The organism is Leucobacter sp. USHLN153, assembly GCF_037145615.1.
In the GTDB taxonomy this organism is placed as follows: Bacteria; Actinomycetota; Actinomycetes; order Actinomycetales; family Microbacteriaceae; genus Leucobacter.
In genome coordinates this window covers 192509-207820 of record NZ_JBBCXE010000003.1, presented here as the reverse complement: position 1 = coordinate 207820, position 15312 = coordinate 192509, and the positions used below count along the sequence as shown (strand labels likewise).

The 15312-nt window shown below is 66.8% G+C and carries 14 protein-coding genes; 8 read left to right on the top strand and 6 right to left on the bottom strand.

Annotated features, from left to right (window positions below; translation table 11 throughout):
* Positions 1–7: 7 nt before the first annotated feature.
* From fni to mvk, 4 genes are read right to left on the bottom strand one after another with little or no spacing between them, the layout of a single operon-like run.
* Complete coding sequence (gene fni, locus WFH00_RS06755; RefSeq protein WP_336659951.1) at positions 8–1195, bottom strand: type 2 isopentenyl-diphosphate Delta-isomerase; 1188 nt, start codon at positions 1193–1195, stop codon at positions 8–10.
* Entirely contained in the window at positions 1185–2279 is a 1095-nt protein-coding gene (locus WFH00_RS06750; RefSeq protein WP_336659950.1) for a phosphomevalonate kinase, read from the bottom strand. Before WFH00_RS06750 ends, fni begins: the two co-directional genes overlap by 11 nt.
* Positions 2276–3250, bottom strand: a complete 975-nt coding sequence (gene mvaD, locus WFH00_RS06745) for a diphosphomevalonate decarboxylase (protein WP_336659949.1) — start codon at positions 3248–3250, stop codon at positions 2276–2278. Before mvaD ends, WFH00_RS06750 begins: the two co-directional genes overlap by 4 nt.
* The gene (gene mvk, locus WFH00_RS06740; protein WP_336659948.1) at positions 3247–4287 is read right to left on the bottom strand and encodes a mevalonate kinase; all 1041 of its coding nucleotides are present in this window, start codon (positions 4285–4287) and stop codon (positions 3247–3249) included. Before mvk ends, mvaD begins: the two co-directional genes overlap by 4 nt.
* 326 nt (positions 4288–4613) lie before the next feature.
* On the opposite strand from mvk, the gene WFH00_RS06735 reads away from it, so the two are divergent.
* The 8 genes from WFH00_RS06735 (at position 4614) to nrdF (ending at position 12989) form a co-directional block, all read left to right on the top strand.
* Positions 4614–6482, top strand: coding sequence for an ABC transporter ATP-binding protein (locus WFH00_RS06735; RefSeq protein WP_336660230.1), 1869 nt, complete (start codon positions 4614–4616; stop codon positions 6480–6482).
* Between the two features lie 41 nt (positions 6483–6523).
* Positions 6524–7747, top strand: a complete 1224-nt coding sequence (locus tag WFH00_RS06730) for a pyridoxal phosphate-dependent aminotransferase (RefSeq protein WP_336659947.1) — start codon at positions 6524–6526, stop codon at positions 7745–7747.
* Positions 7748–7868: 121 nt separating this feature from the next.
* Positions 7869–8327 carry a 23S rRNA (pseudouridine(1915)-N(3))-methyltransferase RlmH gene (locus WFH00_RS06725; RefSeq protein ID WP_336659945.1) on the top strand — a complete coding sequence of 153 codons (459 nt, stop codon included), beginning with the start codon at positions 7869–7871 and terminating at the stop codon, positions 8325–8327.
* Between the two features lie 59 nt (positions 8328–8386).
* Complete coding sequence (locus WFH00_RS06720; protein WP_336659943.1) at positions 8387–8767, top strand: hypothetical protein; 381 nt, start codon at positions 8387–8389, stop codon at positions 8765–8767.
* 249 nt (positions 8768–9016) lie between these two features.
* A complete protein-coding gene (gene nrdH / locus WFH00_RS06715) occupies positions 9017–9250 on the top strand; it encodes a glutaredoxin-like protein NrdH (RefSeq protein WP_336659942.1) in 234 nt (77 codons plus the stop codon).
* Positions 9251–9382: 132 nt separating this feature from the next.
* Complete coding sequence (nrdI, locus tag WFH00_RS06710; protein ID WP_336659941.1) at positions 9383–9784, top strand: class Ib ribonucleoside-diphosphate reductase assembly flavoprotein NrdI; 402 nt, start codon at positions 9383–9385, stop codon at positions 9782–9784.
* Positions 9785–9846: 62 nt separating this feature from the next.
* Complete coding sequence (gene nrdE, locus WFH00_RS06705) at positions 9847–11952, top strand: class 1b ribonucleoside-diphosphate reductase subunit alpha (RefSeq protein WP_336660229.1); 2106 nt, start codon at positions 9847–9849, stop codon at positions 11950–11952.
* Positions 11953–12020: 68 nt separating this feature from the next.
* Positions 12021–12989 (top strand): class 1b ribonucleoside-diphosphate reductase subunit beta, encoded by a 969-nt coding sequence (nrdF, locus tag WFH00_RS06700; RefSeq protein WP_336659940.1) that lies wholly within the window; start codon positions 12021–12023, stop codon positions 12987–12989.
* A 160-nt stretch (positions 12990–13149) separates the two neighbouring features.
* Here nrdF and aztD read toward each other — a convergent pair whose 3' ends face one another.
* Positions 13150–14364, bottom strand: a complete 1215-nt coding sequence (gene aztD / locus WFH00_RS06695) for a zinc metallochaperone AztD (protein WP_336659939.1) — start codon at positions 14362–14364, stop codon at positions 13150–13152.
* A 28-nt stretch (positions 14365–14392) separates the two neighbouring features.
* Entirely contained in the window at positions 14393–15310 is a 918-nt protein-coding gene (gene aztC, locus WFH00_RS06690; RefSeq protein ID WP_336659938.1) for a zinc ABC transporter substrate-binding protein AztC, read from the bottom strand.
* Positions 15311–15312: the final 2 nt, after the last annotated feature.

Here is a 15312-nt window from a genome sequence, read left to right as displayed (position 1 = left end):
GTTCGGATCATGCGCGGCCCGCCTCGGATCGGAGCGCGAGCCCCCTGAGGTTAACGCCGCGATCCGCGCAGAATTCCCGGAGGCGGCCGCGGATGATGAGGTCGGTGCGGAGCAGCTCGTCGCGGGTGGCGGCACCCAGCAGCGCGTAGAGCGCGCGGGTTCGGAGCTTCCAGTCCTCGACGAGGGCGATGAGGCGCTCGGCGCCCCCCGGCTCGCCATCGTGGCCGATGGCCGCGAGGAAGGATCCGGCGACACCGACTGCCTGCGCGCCCGCCGCGAGCGCTTTCACCACGTCGAACGGCGTCCGCACGCCGCCCGAGGCGAGGAGCGTCGGCGCGTCCGCGGGCGCGTCGAGCAGGCTCGCGAGCGCCGACTGGCCGAAGCCCGTGAGCATCGCGTACTCGCCGGCGACGCGGCGCGCGTTCTCGATCTTCAAGAAGTCAGTGCCCCCGCGGCCCGCGACGTCGGCGATTCCGACGCCGATGTCGGCAAGGCGGCGAAGCGCTGAGCGGCTGAGGCCGAAGCCGACCTCCTTCACGATGACCGGCACGGGCGAGGCCGCGGAGAGCCGCTCGACCGACGACAGCCAAGACGAGAAATCACGCGAGCCCTCGGGCATCGCCGTCTCCTGCACCGCATTCACGTGCACCTGCAGCGCGTTGGCACCGAGCAGTTCGACGGCGCGTGGCGCGTCGGAGGCGGGGCGCCCGACGCCGAGGTTCGCCATCACGAACCCGTCCGGGTTTTCCTGGCGGATCACGCCGAAGCCGCGCGCGGCATCGGCGTCGTCGAGCGCGACCGAAACCGAACCGCACGCCATCGGGAGCCCGGTTTCGCGCGCCGCAATGGCGAGCTCCCGGTTGATGCGCGTGGTGCGCTCCGTGCCGCCCGTCATGCCGTTGACGTAGAACGGGGTCTCCCACCGCCACTCCCCGGCGGCGTGCTGCTCGCCGGAGCGGAAGGCGATCCGCACACCGAGATCGACCCGCTCCGCGTCGACGCCGTCGAGCGCCTGATGCACAAAGTCGAGGTCGTCGAATTCGTTGTGCGCCGCCGCGTCGCCCCGCTGCAGGAGCGCGAGGTCGACGTGCTCGTCTTTGCGCGCCGCGCGGGACTCGTCGGCGGGTGCGGGTGCGGGGGCGGTTGCCGAGTGCGCGCTCGCCACCGCGTGTACTGCGGGTGACTCAGAACGCATCGATGCCTCCCGAAGCGGCGTGGGGCGCAAGGCTCAAGCGGCGGATGTCGTTCGCTTCCCACTCGCGCACGATCGGGTCGGTCGCGAGATCCGCGCCTGCCAGCACGATACCGCAGTCGCCGCCGCCCGCGCCCGACGGCTTGCCCGCCGCCCCGTGGCGCTCGGCGATATCGCACAGGGCCTCGAGCTGCGGCGTTTCGATGGTGATTCCCGACGAGGTGCTGAGTCGCTGCAGCATGCGTCGCGCGCGGGCGATCACCGCGGTGGCTCCTGCGCCGCCTCGCGCGAACGCCTCGACCAGCTCGTCGACGCAGACGCGGCTGTCGTCGATGAACTCGGGGTAGGGCTGCAGCGGCTGGCGCTTCTCGGAGGTGCGCACCTGCTCGACGAGCCGCTCGGTCGAGGCGGGTGAGCCGGTCCAGCCGACGAGGAGCTGCAGGCCATCCGGGTCGGGCAGGCGCGTCACGCTGCTGCCCGCCCACTGCGCTCGCGAATCGAGGGTCGCGCCGATACCGTGCGCGGCGCGGTGCGTGCGGAGGGCTCCGCGGTCGGGCGACGCGTAGCGGATCCACCCGCCGAAGGTGATCGCGGCGAGGTCTCCGCCCGAAGCCGTCGGTGCGACCTCGATCGTCGCGAGCAGCGCCAGCTTGAAGCGCTCGGAATCTGTGAGAGCGAGCCCGTAGAACTCGTTGAGCGCCGCGACGACCGCGACCGTCACGGCCGCGGAGGAGCCGAGGCCGAACTTGCGGCCGCTGACGTCGTCGAGCTCGCTGCTGATGTCGAGGTCGTAATAGCGGGGGGCGAGGCCGCGCTCGGAACGCAGCTGCTCGACCGCGGAGATCGCCGCGAACACGTAGTCGTAGGGCTGGTGCTCGAGCACGATGCGGTCGCTCGCGTCGTCGCGCATCCACACGAGCGGGGTGCGGCCGTATGCGCTCGAGCGCACGCGGCCCATCTCCGATCCTTCGCTGAGCTGCACGGTGAGGTAGCGGTCGACCGCGACGATTACCGCGGGCTGCCCCGGGTCGACGACGGCGTACTCGCCCGCGATGTAGAGCTTGCCGGGGGCGCGCTGCTCGATCACGAGGCGCTCCTCGCGCCGCCCGACACCAGCTCCGCGCCCGCCCCCGGGCCGACGAGGCGCACCTCGCCGAAGCCGTGCAGGGCATCGCGCAGCTCCTCCGCCTGCTCGGGCCGCACGATCACCGCGACGTTCGGGCCGGCGTCCGCCGTCGAGTACGCCTCGAGTCCCTGGTCGCGGAGTGCCGCCACCGCATCGAAGATCGCGACGCTCGTAGGGGCGAGGTAGCGGATCGGCGGATCGCACGACTGGATCACGGCGTGCATCCGAAGCGCGTGGGACTCGGTGATGCGGCCGACCCGCGTGAAGTCGCCATCGGCGCACGCCTCGAGCATCGCGGCGAGCGACTCCTCAGTCGACGAGATCCAAGCCGGGAAGAAGGGGGAGGTGAGCGCGGTGCGGCGCATGGCCGCCCGGCTCGAGACCGCCTTCTGCGCCGTGTCGACCGTGACGATCACCATGCGCATGTCGGGGCCGGTTACGGGCTCCGCGAACGACTCCGCGTCGTCGCCCGCGTGCCACACCGCGAGACCGTCGACCAGGCTGCGGGAGGCGGATCCCGAACCGCGGCGCGCGAGGCGGCTGAGATCGCGGCGATCGAGGTCGAGGCCGTACGCGCTCGCCGCGGCCGTCGCGAGCGCCGCGAAACCCGAGGCGGAGGAGGCCAGCCCGGCGCCCGTCGGAGCTTCGTTTGTGGAGGTGACGCTCGCGCGCGCCTCGGAACCGGCGAGCTCGCGCACGCGGTCGAGGAAACGGGTGACTCGCCCGATGGCGTCGGGGGAGGCTGCCGCGCCGTTCAGGGTGAAGGCGTCAGCATCGTTCGCCTCGCCGAGCGTCACGGTCGTCGTTGTCGGGAACGCGTCGAGCGTGAGCGACAGGCTGCCGGCGACCGGCAGAATCAGCTCTTCGTCGCGCTTGCCCCAGTACTTCACGAGGGCGATATTCGGGTAAGCCCGTGCGGTCGCGGTCGTCATGCGGCGGGAACCTCCACGGTCCAGGTGCGTATGGCGCCGGCGCGGCGCATCGAGTCGCCGACGGCATCGGCGTGAGCGGGGGAGTCGGCGAGCGCGATCACGCAGCCTCCGAGACCGCCGCCTGTCAGCTTTGCGCCCGCGGCACCCGCATCGCAGGCCGCGGCGACGATGGCGTCGAGGTGATCGGAGCTCACGCCGACGTTGTGCAGGATCGCGTGGGCTTCGCTCATCGCGGCGCCGATGGCGGTGCGATTACCCTCGGCGAGCGTGTCGATCGACTGCTCGGCGATCTCGGCGAGGCGCGAGAGCAGCGCGTCGGTCGACTCGGGAGCGCGCTCGCGCAGCGCCTGCACCGAGCCCACGGCCTGCGCGGTCGAGCCCGGGTGACCGGAATCCGCGAACGCGATGGTGAGCGGGGTACCGATGCGGATCGGCGCGACGGCGCCACGGTTGAAGCGGATCGCCCCGCTCGCGGCGACCGTGCGGGCATCAATGCCGCTCGGCGTTCCGTGGGCGACGCGCTCTGACGTCTGCACGAGATCGAAGAGCGCCTCGCTGTCGAGGTCGACGCCGGCGAGGTCGAACGCCGCCCGGGCGATCGCGGCCGAGACCGCAGCGCTCGAACCGAGTCCGCGCTCGTGCGGAATCGTGCTGGTGATACTGAGGAGGAAGCCGGGGCGCGCGGACTCATCGTCGGTGGCACTGGCGGCGTTGGCGGCGATGGCGCCCACGAGTCCCGCGCGCTCGAGCGACGATTTGAGTGCGGTGACCACCGGGGCAAGCCGGGCCGGAGCTGCCGAGACCGGGCCGGTGAAGAGAGCACTCGCGATCCCGAGCCCCGGAGGGCCCGTCTCGATCACGGCCTCCGCCGTCAGGCTCGTCACGGGAATCGCGATCGCCGGTGCGCCGTACACGACCGCGTGCTCGCCGAACAGGATCGCCTTGGCGTGCGAGACGCCGACACCGCGGCGCTCGGCCGTCTGGCGAACCGGGGACGCGGCTGCGTCGCGCGACTCCGCGTGTGGGGCTCGGGACATTCGAATCCGTTCGGTCGGCGAGGCGAAAGCCGCGCTCGGGCACGCAGAAAGAGGGCCGGACCTCTCCGTCCCTCACGCGTCAGACGTCTCAGGATATGACGATCTGGCGCGAGATGCGACCCGAGGGGCTCGAGTTCAGTGGTTCAGCGGCAGACGGAAACCCAGATCAGGCGAAGGATCCGCCCCCGAATCTGCTGTAGGTGGACGAGAAGGGGTTGACGAGACGCTGGGTGGCTGGGTTTCTGCCGCCGCATACCGCAGTGGCCCGTCCGCCCGCACCCCGTCGCCCGCCCTTCCCGGGGAGCGCTATTCTCCGAAGCATGAGCATGGGTGGAGGTCCGGTCGCGCGCGGTTCTCGCGTCTCGGGCGGCGACGCCAAACGTCAGCGCGAACTCAACGAGGAAGCGCCCCGCATCGAGAATCTCGGGCGCCGAATCGCGGAGCTCTTCCAGCCGTATCGCTGGCAGCTCGCGGTCATCGTCGTGCTCGTACTCGTCTCGGCAGCGCTCGCGATCCTGCCCCCGCTGCTCACCCAGCGCGTGTTCGACGACGGGCTGTTTCCGCTCGACGGCGGCGGACCGCACCTGAACGTGCTCACCTGGCTCGTGGCCGCGATGATCGGCGTCTTCATCCTGTCATCGGGGCTCGGCATCGTGCAGACGCTCTTCACCGCGCGAGTCGGCAATCGCGTGATGGGCGATCTACGCGTGAAGCTCTTCGCGCACCTGCAGTCGATGGAGCTCGGGTTCTTCAGCCGGACGAAGACCGGCGTGATCCAGTCGCGCCTGCAGAACGACGTGGGCGGGGTCGCGAACGTGCTCACGAACACCGTGTCGAACATCATCGGCAACACCGTCACGGTCGTCGCGGCCGCCGTCGCAATGTTGCTGCTCAGCTGGCAGCTCACCCTGATCGCGCTCGTGATCATGCCGGTGCTCGTCATCGCGCAGCGCCGCGTGGGGCAGGTGCGGGCGCGGATCGCGGGCCGGACGCAGGAGTCACTCTCCGAAATGAGCGCGATCACGCAGGAGTCGCTGTCGATTTCGGGCGTGCTGCTCGCGAAGACCTACTCGCGGCAGCAGGCCGAGACCGAGCGCTACGCCGCCGAGAATCGCAACCAGATCGACCTACAGGTGCGCCAGACGATGAGCGGTCAGCTCTTCTTCGCGCTCGTGCAGGTGTTCCTGTCGGCGGTACCCGCAATCGTGTACCTCTTCTCGGGGTGGCTGATCGCGCGCGGGCAGTCGGAGGGTTTCGATCCCGGAATCACCGCGGGCACGATCGTCGCATTCACGACGGTGCAGTCGCGCCTCCTCTTCCCGCTGGTCGCGCTCATGCGCATCGCGCTCGATCTGCAGACCTCGCAGGCGCTGTTCGCGCGCATCTTCGAGTACCTCGATCTAAAACCCGCGATCGTCGATGCTCCCGACGCGCGCGAGCCCTCCGACGAGGCGGGGCGTGCTGGCCGAGTCTCCTTTACCGATGTCTCCTTCCGCTACCCGGACGCCGGCCCCGCGGACCGACCCACGCTCGATCGCGTGTCGTTCCACGTGGAACCGGGCGAGTTCGTCGCGTTCGTCGGAGCGTCCGGATCCGGCAAGACGACCATCGGCTCGCTCATCCCGCGCCTGTACGACGCGACCTCCGGGGTCGTGCGCTACGCCGATGACGACGTGCGCGAGCTGCGGCAGGAGGCGCTGATGGATCGCATCGGTGTCGTGACGCAGGAGCCGTACCTCTTTCACGCGTCGATCGCCGCGAACCTGCGATACGCGAAGCCCGACGCGAGTGACAGTGAGCTCGAAGCCGCGGCGAGGCTGGCGAATATCCACGACACGATCAAGAGCTTCGCCGAGGGCTACGACACCATCGTGGGCGAGCGCGGCTACCGGCTCTCGGGCGGTGAAAAGCAGCGGATCGCGATCGCCCGAGTGCTGCTGAAGAATCCGCGCGTGCTCGTGCTCGATGAGGCGACGAGCGCGCTCGACACCGTGAACGAACGGATCGTGCAGCGTGCGCTCGATGATGCCCGGAGCGGCCGCACAACGATCGCGATCGCGCACCGGCTCTCGACGATCGTGGACGCGGACCGTATTTATGTGGTCGGGGCGGGGCGCATCCTCGAGTACGGCACGCACGCTGAGCTTCTCGAGCGTGACGGGGCGTATGCGCGCCTCTATGCGCAACAGCGGTAAGGCGGACCTCGCGCTCGCCGCAGCGCCGTAAAATCGTCTCCGTGCGCACCATCAGTCAGTCACGCAAGCTCGCGGGGGTGCGCTATGACGTGCGCGGCCCGATCCTGCAGGAGGCCCAGCGACTCGAGCGAGCCGGTCACGACATCGTGAAACTCAACATCGGCAACCCCGCACCCTTCGGCTTCGAAGCGCCGCCGGAGATCGTCGATCGGCTGCAGCAGGTGCTCACTGAAGCCCAGGGCTACAGCGACTCCCGCGGCATCGTGCCGGCGCGCGAGGCGGTCGCTCGTTACTACACCGAGGAGGGCGTCGCGGGCGTCACGCCCGACGACGTCTACATCGGCAACGGCGTCAGCGAGATGATCTCGCTCGTACTGCAGGCGCTCGTCGACGATGGCGATGAGATCCTCGTGCCGTCGCCCGACTACCCGCTGTGGACCGCGCAGGTCACGCTCTCGGGCGGGCAGGCCGTGCACTACCCCTGCGACGAGTCGAACGGGTGGATGCCCGACCTCGAGGCGATCGAGCGGCTCGTGACGCCCGCGACCAAGGGCATCGTGCTGATCAACCCGAACAACCCCACTGGCGCTGTGTATTCGGCCGAGCTGGTGCGGGGCTTCGCGGCGCTCGCTGAGCGGCACGGCATCGTGCTGATGGCGGACGAGATCTACGAGCGGATCCTCTACGACGGGGCGCGGCATGAGCACGCGGCGCTGCACGTGCGCGAGACGCTGTGCCTTACCTTCAGCGGGCTGTCGAAGGCGCAGCGCGTCGCGGGATATCGCTCGGGGTGGCTCGCGATCTCGGGGGATCGTGCCCGCGCCAGCAGCTTTCTCGAGGGGCTGCAGCTGCTCGCGAACATGCGGATGTGCGCGAACGTGCCCGCGCAGCACGCGATCCCGGTCGCGCTCGATCCGGCGTCGAACTGGTCGGGGATCTCCGAGCTGTGCGCGCCGGGGGGACGCTTGCGCGAGCAGCGGGACACCGCGCACCGGCTGCTGACCGAGATTCCGGGTGTGACGTGCGAGATGCCCGGCGGGGCGATGTACCTCTTTCCGCGGCTCGACCCGGAGGTCTATCCGATCGTCGATGATCAGGCGTTTGTCATCGACGTGCTGCGCGCGACGCACGTGCTGGTGACGAACGGCCGCGGTTTTAATCTGCCGACTCCGGATCACCTGCGCTTCGTGACCCTCCCGTCCGTGCCGGTGCTCACCGACGCCATCGGGCGCATCGGCGAGTTCCTGGAGTCGAGGCGCGCGTGAGCGTCCGCATCCTCGCCGTCGGTAAGAGCATGCGCGCTGGAGCTGAGGGCGAAGCCCATTTCTGGGCTTCGCTGCGACGCCAGCGCCGGGGCCGTCTCGGCCACGGGTCGGCGGTGCGTTCGTGAGCGTCCGCGTTTTTGCAGTCGGCCGGAAACATGAACCCTGGGTCACCGACGGCATCGCCCGTTACGAGAAGCGCCTGCGTAAGCCCTTCGATACCTCGTGGCAGCTCCTCCCGCATTCTCCGCGTGACGGCGAGGCGGCGAGAGCGGAGGAATCCGATCGACTGCTCGCGAAGCTCGATCGTGACGCGTACGTGGTGCTGCTCGACGAGCGAGGCCGGAACGTCGATTCTCCGACTCTTGCGCGCACCCTGCGGGGCGCGTTCGACGGGGGACGGGCGGTGAGCGTGATCATCGGGGGCGCGTACGGCGTCGATGAGCGGGTGCGCGAGCGTGCAGACTTCGTGTGGAGCCTGTCGAAACTCGTCTTTCCGCACCAGCTGGTGAGACTGATGCTCGTGGAGCAGCTCTATCGATCGCAGGAGATCTCGGCGGGGCGTTCCTACCATCACGTGTGAGCGGACCCGCAGCTCCATCACTCCCCAGCAATGTCGGTGGTCCCCACCATCCTGGAATCATGAACCCGTTCCGCCTCGCTACTCGGTTGCAGCCCCCCGCACGCCCGCGCTCGCGGCAGCTTTCGGGTGCGGCGCCTCTCGGCAGGCGCGCGGAGGAGGCCGTGGTCGTCCCGTGGCGAGTGGTGCAGCGCTCGGAGAGCGGTGTGATCGAGCTCGAGAGCGTCGGCGGGGCGCCGATGTACTCGGTGCGGGCGGCGCTGGCAGGCGACGGAATGCTCGGGCTCTCATTGCCGCGAACGGTGCTCCCCGGCGAACGGCTCCGAGTGGTGCTGCGCGGGGTGCACTCCGAGGGTGCGCTGGCAGCCCCCGACGCGATGCTCGTAATGCGCTGGTTTCAGCCTGACGGGAGGGAGTTATTATGGCCGATTTCGCTCGCGTAAAGCGGGCTCCGCCGACACGCCGAGAAAGGTCGTGGATGCAATATTTTTCCACCATGGAGCGCTTGTGGATAACGGACCGCGAGGGGCGTAACCACGCCGAAAGTTCTCCCCAGAACGGCCACTCTTTCGGTGGAAAGCAGGTGCAAAACTACATTGGTGTAACTACTGCATGTTGTGGTTGGCCCCGGTGTGGTTCACTAGATGTAGTGCCTCGGAAGGGGCGAGGGAGTTTTGAGAGAAGGGCGTGAGATGGCAGTCACCGTTTACACCAAGCCGTCGTGTGTGCAGTGCAACATGACCTATCGGGAGCTCGACAAGCAGGGCATTGAGTACGACGTGCTCGATGTCACCGCTGACGAGACCGCGCTCGAGGCAGTGAAGGGTCTCGGCTACTTGCAGGCACCCGTGGTGGTGGCTGACGACGAGCACTGGTCGGGCTTCCGCCCTGACAAGATCACGGAGCTCGCGGGCCGCCTCGCGTAAGTCGTCCGCCGGGTGAGTGCACGAATCGTACTCGCCCGGTTCAGCGGATCCGCTCCGTGCTCGTCGGTGTCACGACCAGGCGCTCGCAGCGCCGAAGCCAGCGGCGCATCCCGCCGAACGAAAGCTGTACTCATGGCTGATCTCGTCTACTTCTCCAGCGTTTCGGGTAACACGCATCGATTCGTTGAGAAGCTCGGCCGACCGGCGATCCGCATCCCGTTGCACTCCGGAGACGCCCCGCTGATCGTGCACGACCCGTTCGTGCTCCTCCTTCCCACCTACGGCGGGGGGCCGGAGACGCGGGCCGTGCCGAAGCAGGTGATCAAGTTCCTCAACGTCGAGGAGAACCGATCGAATCTGCGGGGAGTGATCGCGGCGGGCAACACGAACTTCGGTGAGGCCTACGGTATCGCGGGCGACATCATCGCCCGGAAGTGCCAAGTGCCCTTCCTCTACCGCTTTGAACTTTTTGGAACACCGGACGACGTCACAGCCGTCCAAGAAGGATTGGAACAGTTTTGGTCCCGACAGTAACCGGCATTGAGGCACCGAGCGCAGTGGTGGAGCCCAGCCTCGAATCCTCGAAGATCAGCGACATGGATTACCACGCGCTGAACGCGATGCTCAATCTGTACGACGCAGACGGCAAGATCCAGTTCGACAAGGATCGCGAGGCGGCTCGGCAGTATTTCCTGCAGCACGTCAACCAGAACATGGTGTTCTTCCACAACTTCGAAGAGCGCATGCGGTACCTCATCGACAACGAGTACTACGAGAGTGCGCTGATCGAGCAGTACGGCGTTCCGTTCATCGAGGAACTCACCAACGAGGCGTACGCGATGAAGTTCCGCTTCCCGACGTTCCTCGGCGCCTTCAAGTTCTTCACCTCCTACGCGCTCAAGACGTTCGACGGCAAGCGCTACCTGGAGCGGTTCGAAGATCGCGTGGTGATGTCGTCGCTTGGCCTCGCCGAGGGCGACCGCGAGCTCGCGCGTGGTCTCGTTCGCGAGATCATCTCGGGTCGATTCCAGCCGGCAACGCCCACCTTCCTGAATCTCGGCAAGGCGCAGCGCGGTGAGCTCGTCTCCTGCTTCCTCCTCCGCATCGAGGACAACATGGAGTCGATCTCCCGCGGCATCAACTCCTCGCTGCAGCTGTCGAAGCGCGGCGGCGGCGTGGCGCTGCTGCTCTCCAACATCCGCGAGACCGGTGCCCCGATCAAGAAGATCGAGAACCAGTCCTCCGGCATCATCCCCGTGATGAAGCTCCTCGAAGACAGCTTCAGCTACGCGAACCAGCTGGGTGCGCGCCAGGGTGCTGGTGCGGTGTACCTCTCGGCGCACCACCCCGACATCATGCGCTTCCTCGACACGAAGCGTGAGAACGCCGACGAGAAGATCCGCATCAAGACGCTGTCGCTCGGCGTCGTGATCCCCGACATCACCTTCGAGCTCGCGAAGAAGGGCGAGGACATGTATCTGTTCTCCCCCTACGACGTCGAGCGCATCTACGGAGTGCCGTTCGGTGACATCTCGATCACCGAGAAGTACAACGAGATGGTCGACGACGCGCGCATCAAGAAGACGAAGATCAACGCGCGTCACTTCTTCCAGACCATCGCGGAGCTGCAGTTCGAGTCGGGCTACCCGTACATCGTGTTCGAGGACACGGTGAACCGTGCGAACCCCATCAAGGGCCGCATCAACATGTCGAACCTCTGCTCGGAGATTCTGCAGGTCAACACCCCGACGACCTACAACGAGGACCTCAGCTACTCCCAGATCGGCAAGGACATCTCCTGCAACCTGGGGTCGATGAACATCGCAGCGGCGATGGACGGCGGCAACCTCGGCGGCACGGTGGAGCTCGCGATCCGCGCGCTCACGTCGGTGAGCGACCAGAGCCACATCTCTTCGGTGCGCTCGATCGAGGATGGCAACGACCAGTCGCACGCCATCGGCCTCGGGCAGATGAACCTGCACGGTTACCTCGCTCGTGAGCACGTGCACTACGGCTCCGAAGAGGGCATCGACTTCACGAACATCTACTTCTACACGGTGCTGTTCCACGCGCTGCAGGCCTCGAACCGCATCGCGATCGAGCGCCGCACCGTGTTCGGCGGGTTCGAGGATTCGCAGTACGCCTCGGGTGTCTTCTTCGACAAGTACACCGAGCAGGAGTGGGCGCCCGCGACCGAGCGGGTGCGCGAGCTCTTCGCGAAGTCCGGCATCGCGATCCCGACGCAGGAGGACTGGCGCGCGCTGAAGGCGAGCGTCATGGAGCACGGCATCTACAACCAGAACCTCCAGGCGGTGCCGCCGACCGGCTCGATCTCGTACATCAACAACTCAACGAGCTCGATCCACCCGATCGCGTCGAAGATCGAGATCCGCAAGGAAGGCAAGCTCGGCCGCGTCTACTACCCGGCCCCGTTCATGTCGAACGAGAACCTCGAGTTCTACCAGGACGCGTACGAGATCGGCCCCGAGAAGATTATCGACACCTACGCGGCTGCGACGCAGCACGTCGATCAGGGTCTCTCGCTGACGCTGTTCTTCAAGGACACGGCGACGACGCGCGACATCAACAAGGCGCAGATCTACGCATGGCGTAAGGGCATCAAGACGATCTACTACATCCGGCTCCGTCAGCTCGCGCTGGAGGGTACGGACATGTCAGAGTGCGTCAGCTGCATGCTGTGAGGCGAGCACACCTGCGCGCCGAGCGGCGCTGAGATTTACTGATTCGACACCGGAGTAGAGAGAACCCGATGAACTTCAAGCTGGGGCACGCCGTCCAGGCGATCAACTGGAATCGCATCCAGGACGATAAAGACCTCGAGGTCTGGAACCGCCTGGTGAACAACTTCTGGCTGCCCGAGAAGGTGCCGCTGTCGAACGACGTGCAGTCGTGGGCGACGCTGACGCCGCAGGAGCAGCTGCTCACGATGCGGGTCTTCACGGGTCTGACGCTGCTCGACACGATTCAGGGCACTGTTGGCGCGGTGTCGCTCATCCCCGATGCGATCACTCCTCACGAGGAGGCCGTCTACACGAACATCGCGTTCATGGAATCGGTGCACGCGAAGAGCTACTCGTCGATCTTCTCGACGCTGTGCTCGACGCAGGAGATCGATGACGCATTCCGATGGTCGATGGAGAACCCGAATCTGCAGAAGAAGGCGCAGATCATCGTCGACTACTACGAGGGCGACGATCCGCTGAAGCGCAAGATCGCGTCGACGCTCCTGGAGTCCTTCCTCTTCTACTCGGGCTTCTACCTCCCGATGTACTGGTCTTCGCACGCGAAGCTCACGAACACGGCTGACCTGATCCGCCTCATCATCCGCGATGAGGCCGTGCACGGGTACTACATCGGCTACAAGTTCCAGAAGGCGCTCGAGAACGAGACCGAGGAGCGCCGCCAGGAGCTGAAGGACTACACCTTCTCGCTGCTGTACGACCTCTACGAGAACGAGATCAAGTACACGGCGGATCTCTACGACCCGGTCGGTCTCACCGAGGACGTCAAGAAGTTCCTCCACTACAACGCGAACAAGGCACTCATGAACCTCGGCTACGAGCCGATGTTCCCCAAGGAAATGACCGACGTCAACCCGGCCATTCTCTCGTCCCTCTCGCCCAACGCGGACGAGAATCACGATTTCTTCTCGGGCTCGGGCTCGAGCTACGTCATCGGCAAGGCAGTCGCCACCGAAGACGAGGATTGGGACTTCTGAAAAAGAGGCCGTGACGTACGGCAATCACGTCGACTACGTGCACGGTACTCATCGTCACGCGCTGCACGGCGACCACTACGACGAGCACTGAGCCTGGGGCCGTCACACGAGAAAGCGGGCCCACCGGAGATGAGCCCGCTTTCTCGTATGTCGCTGGTAACTACTTGCCGGATCCAGCGGCCGGCGCTATCTCGTTCGGTGTCACGTCGAGCTTCGCGGTCGTGAGAACGTCGCCCGTCGTCAGGTCCACGGCGTGGATGCTGTTCGAGGCGGGCTCGGTGACGTAGGCGATGTCACCGGTCACGACGATCGCCGGGTGCGGGTCCTGCCACTGAGCGGGGCCCTCCCACGCTTCCACGACGGGGAAGGTGTCGGCGATCTCACCGGTCTCCGGGTCGAGGACGTGGATCGCTCCGTCGCTGGCGAGGATGTAAGCCAGGTCATTCGGACCGCGCACGATGTCGCGGAACGTGTACTCGACTCCATCGGGAAGGTCGACGACGTCGAGGGTCTTGTCCACGGTGTCGATCAGGGTCACGGCGTCGAGGAGGTAGCCTTCGGCGTCGACGTCGTTCTTGTAGTCGCCCACAACAATGGGGCTGGTCTCGCTCACGTAGGCGTTGCCCATGCGGCCAAACGGCTGATCGGGGGCGGTGAGCTTCGTGATCTCGCCGTCCGAGTAGACGAGTGCGCCGTCGTCGCAGCCGAATACGACAGCCTCGTCCTTCGCCGTTCCCTCGCCGTGCACACCCGGGCACTGATCCGAGGTCGCGATCTCCGTGCCGGACGCGTCGCCGACGGAGATGCCGTTGCGGCTGTCTGCATTGCCCACCGTGGTGAGGAAGGTCCCGTCCTCCAGGATGACCGAGACTCCGTGGTGCGCCTCGACGCCGGCGACGGTCTGGATCTCGGGGAGTCCGTCCGAGGTCGCGAGGTCGGCGGTGTCGAAGATCGTGGTATCGCCGGTGCCGTCCGCATAGAGGATGGTCTTCCCCGCGTGCCGGACGACGTGTCCGGGGGTGTCGGCGTCGAAGATGACATCGGTCAACTCGGGCTTGTCCGCTGACCCGGCGGCCGTGTCGAGGACCTGGAACCCCTCGCTCATGGTGACCATCACATGGCGGTCATCGCCCGCGGCATTCAAACGCGTGAAGGACTCGGATTCGAGATCCGCCACGGTCTCCAGCGTCACACCGTCGAGCACGAGGATTCCGCCCTCATAGGCCAGGGCGACGCGTGATCCTGCCTTCTCGGCGGATGACTCGCCTCCGGCAGCGGCGGGCGCGTCACCCCCTGCGGCGCAGGACGCGAGCACGACGACGGCACCGAGCGCCAGAGCGCCGGTGAGCGAGCGTCGAAGGTTTGATTTCTGCATGAATGCTTCTCTCTTCTTGTGTGGGATCTCAGCGAGTGAGACCGGTTGTGATGCGCTCGGTGTTCACGCGCATCAGGGTCAGGTAGTCAGGGGCGCCCTCATCCGCTTCGGTCAGCGACTCGGTGAACAGCTCGACGACGTCGACATGCACGTTCGCCTCGCTGGCGAGCGCCTGGACCAGACGGTCAGGCGAAGACGACTCGGCGAAGATCGTCCGGACGCCCGCATCGTTGATCGCTCCGACGAGGTCGGCGAGGTCAGAGGCGGACGGAGCTGCGAGCGTGGTACCTCCGGGAATTACGGCGCCGACGACCTCGAAGTCGAAGCGCTGGGCGAGATAGCCGAAGACATGGTGATTCGTGACCAGGGCTCGACGCTCGGCCGGGATCGACGCGAACGCCGCCGTCATCTCCTCGTCGAGCTGCTCGAGCTCACTCCGATACGCGGTGACGCTCTCGTCGAGCAGTGACGCGTCGACGCCGTCGATCTTCGAGAGGACCGGCTCCAGGGCGTCGACGACATCAAGCATCCGGGCGGGGTCGGTCCAGAAGTGGGAGTCGGGCATGCCTGCAGCGTCGCCCTCCTGATAGTCGAGCACCTCGATCACATCGCCGGCGGCGAAGGTCGCGACATCCTCCGAGCGGGCGCTGTCTAGGTGCTGTTGAAGGCCCTCCTCTAGGCCCAGTCCGTTGGAGACCAGCAGGTCGGCGTCGCGTAGCATCGCCGCCTGCTGTGCGGAGATCTCGAACGAATGAGGATCGGCGTTCGGTTTCATGAGCGTGACCACCCGGGCTTGGTCGCCGAGGAGCTCGCCGACGACGTCGCCGAGGATGTTGGTGGAGACGACCACAAGCGGACCGTCGTCCTGATGGTCGGCGCAGGCGGTCAGGCCGCCCAGTGCGACGGCGCCGAGCGCGAGGGAGGCGAGGAAGCGTGTCTTTCGCATGG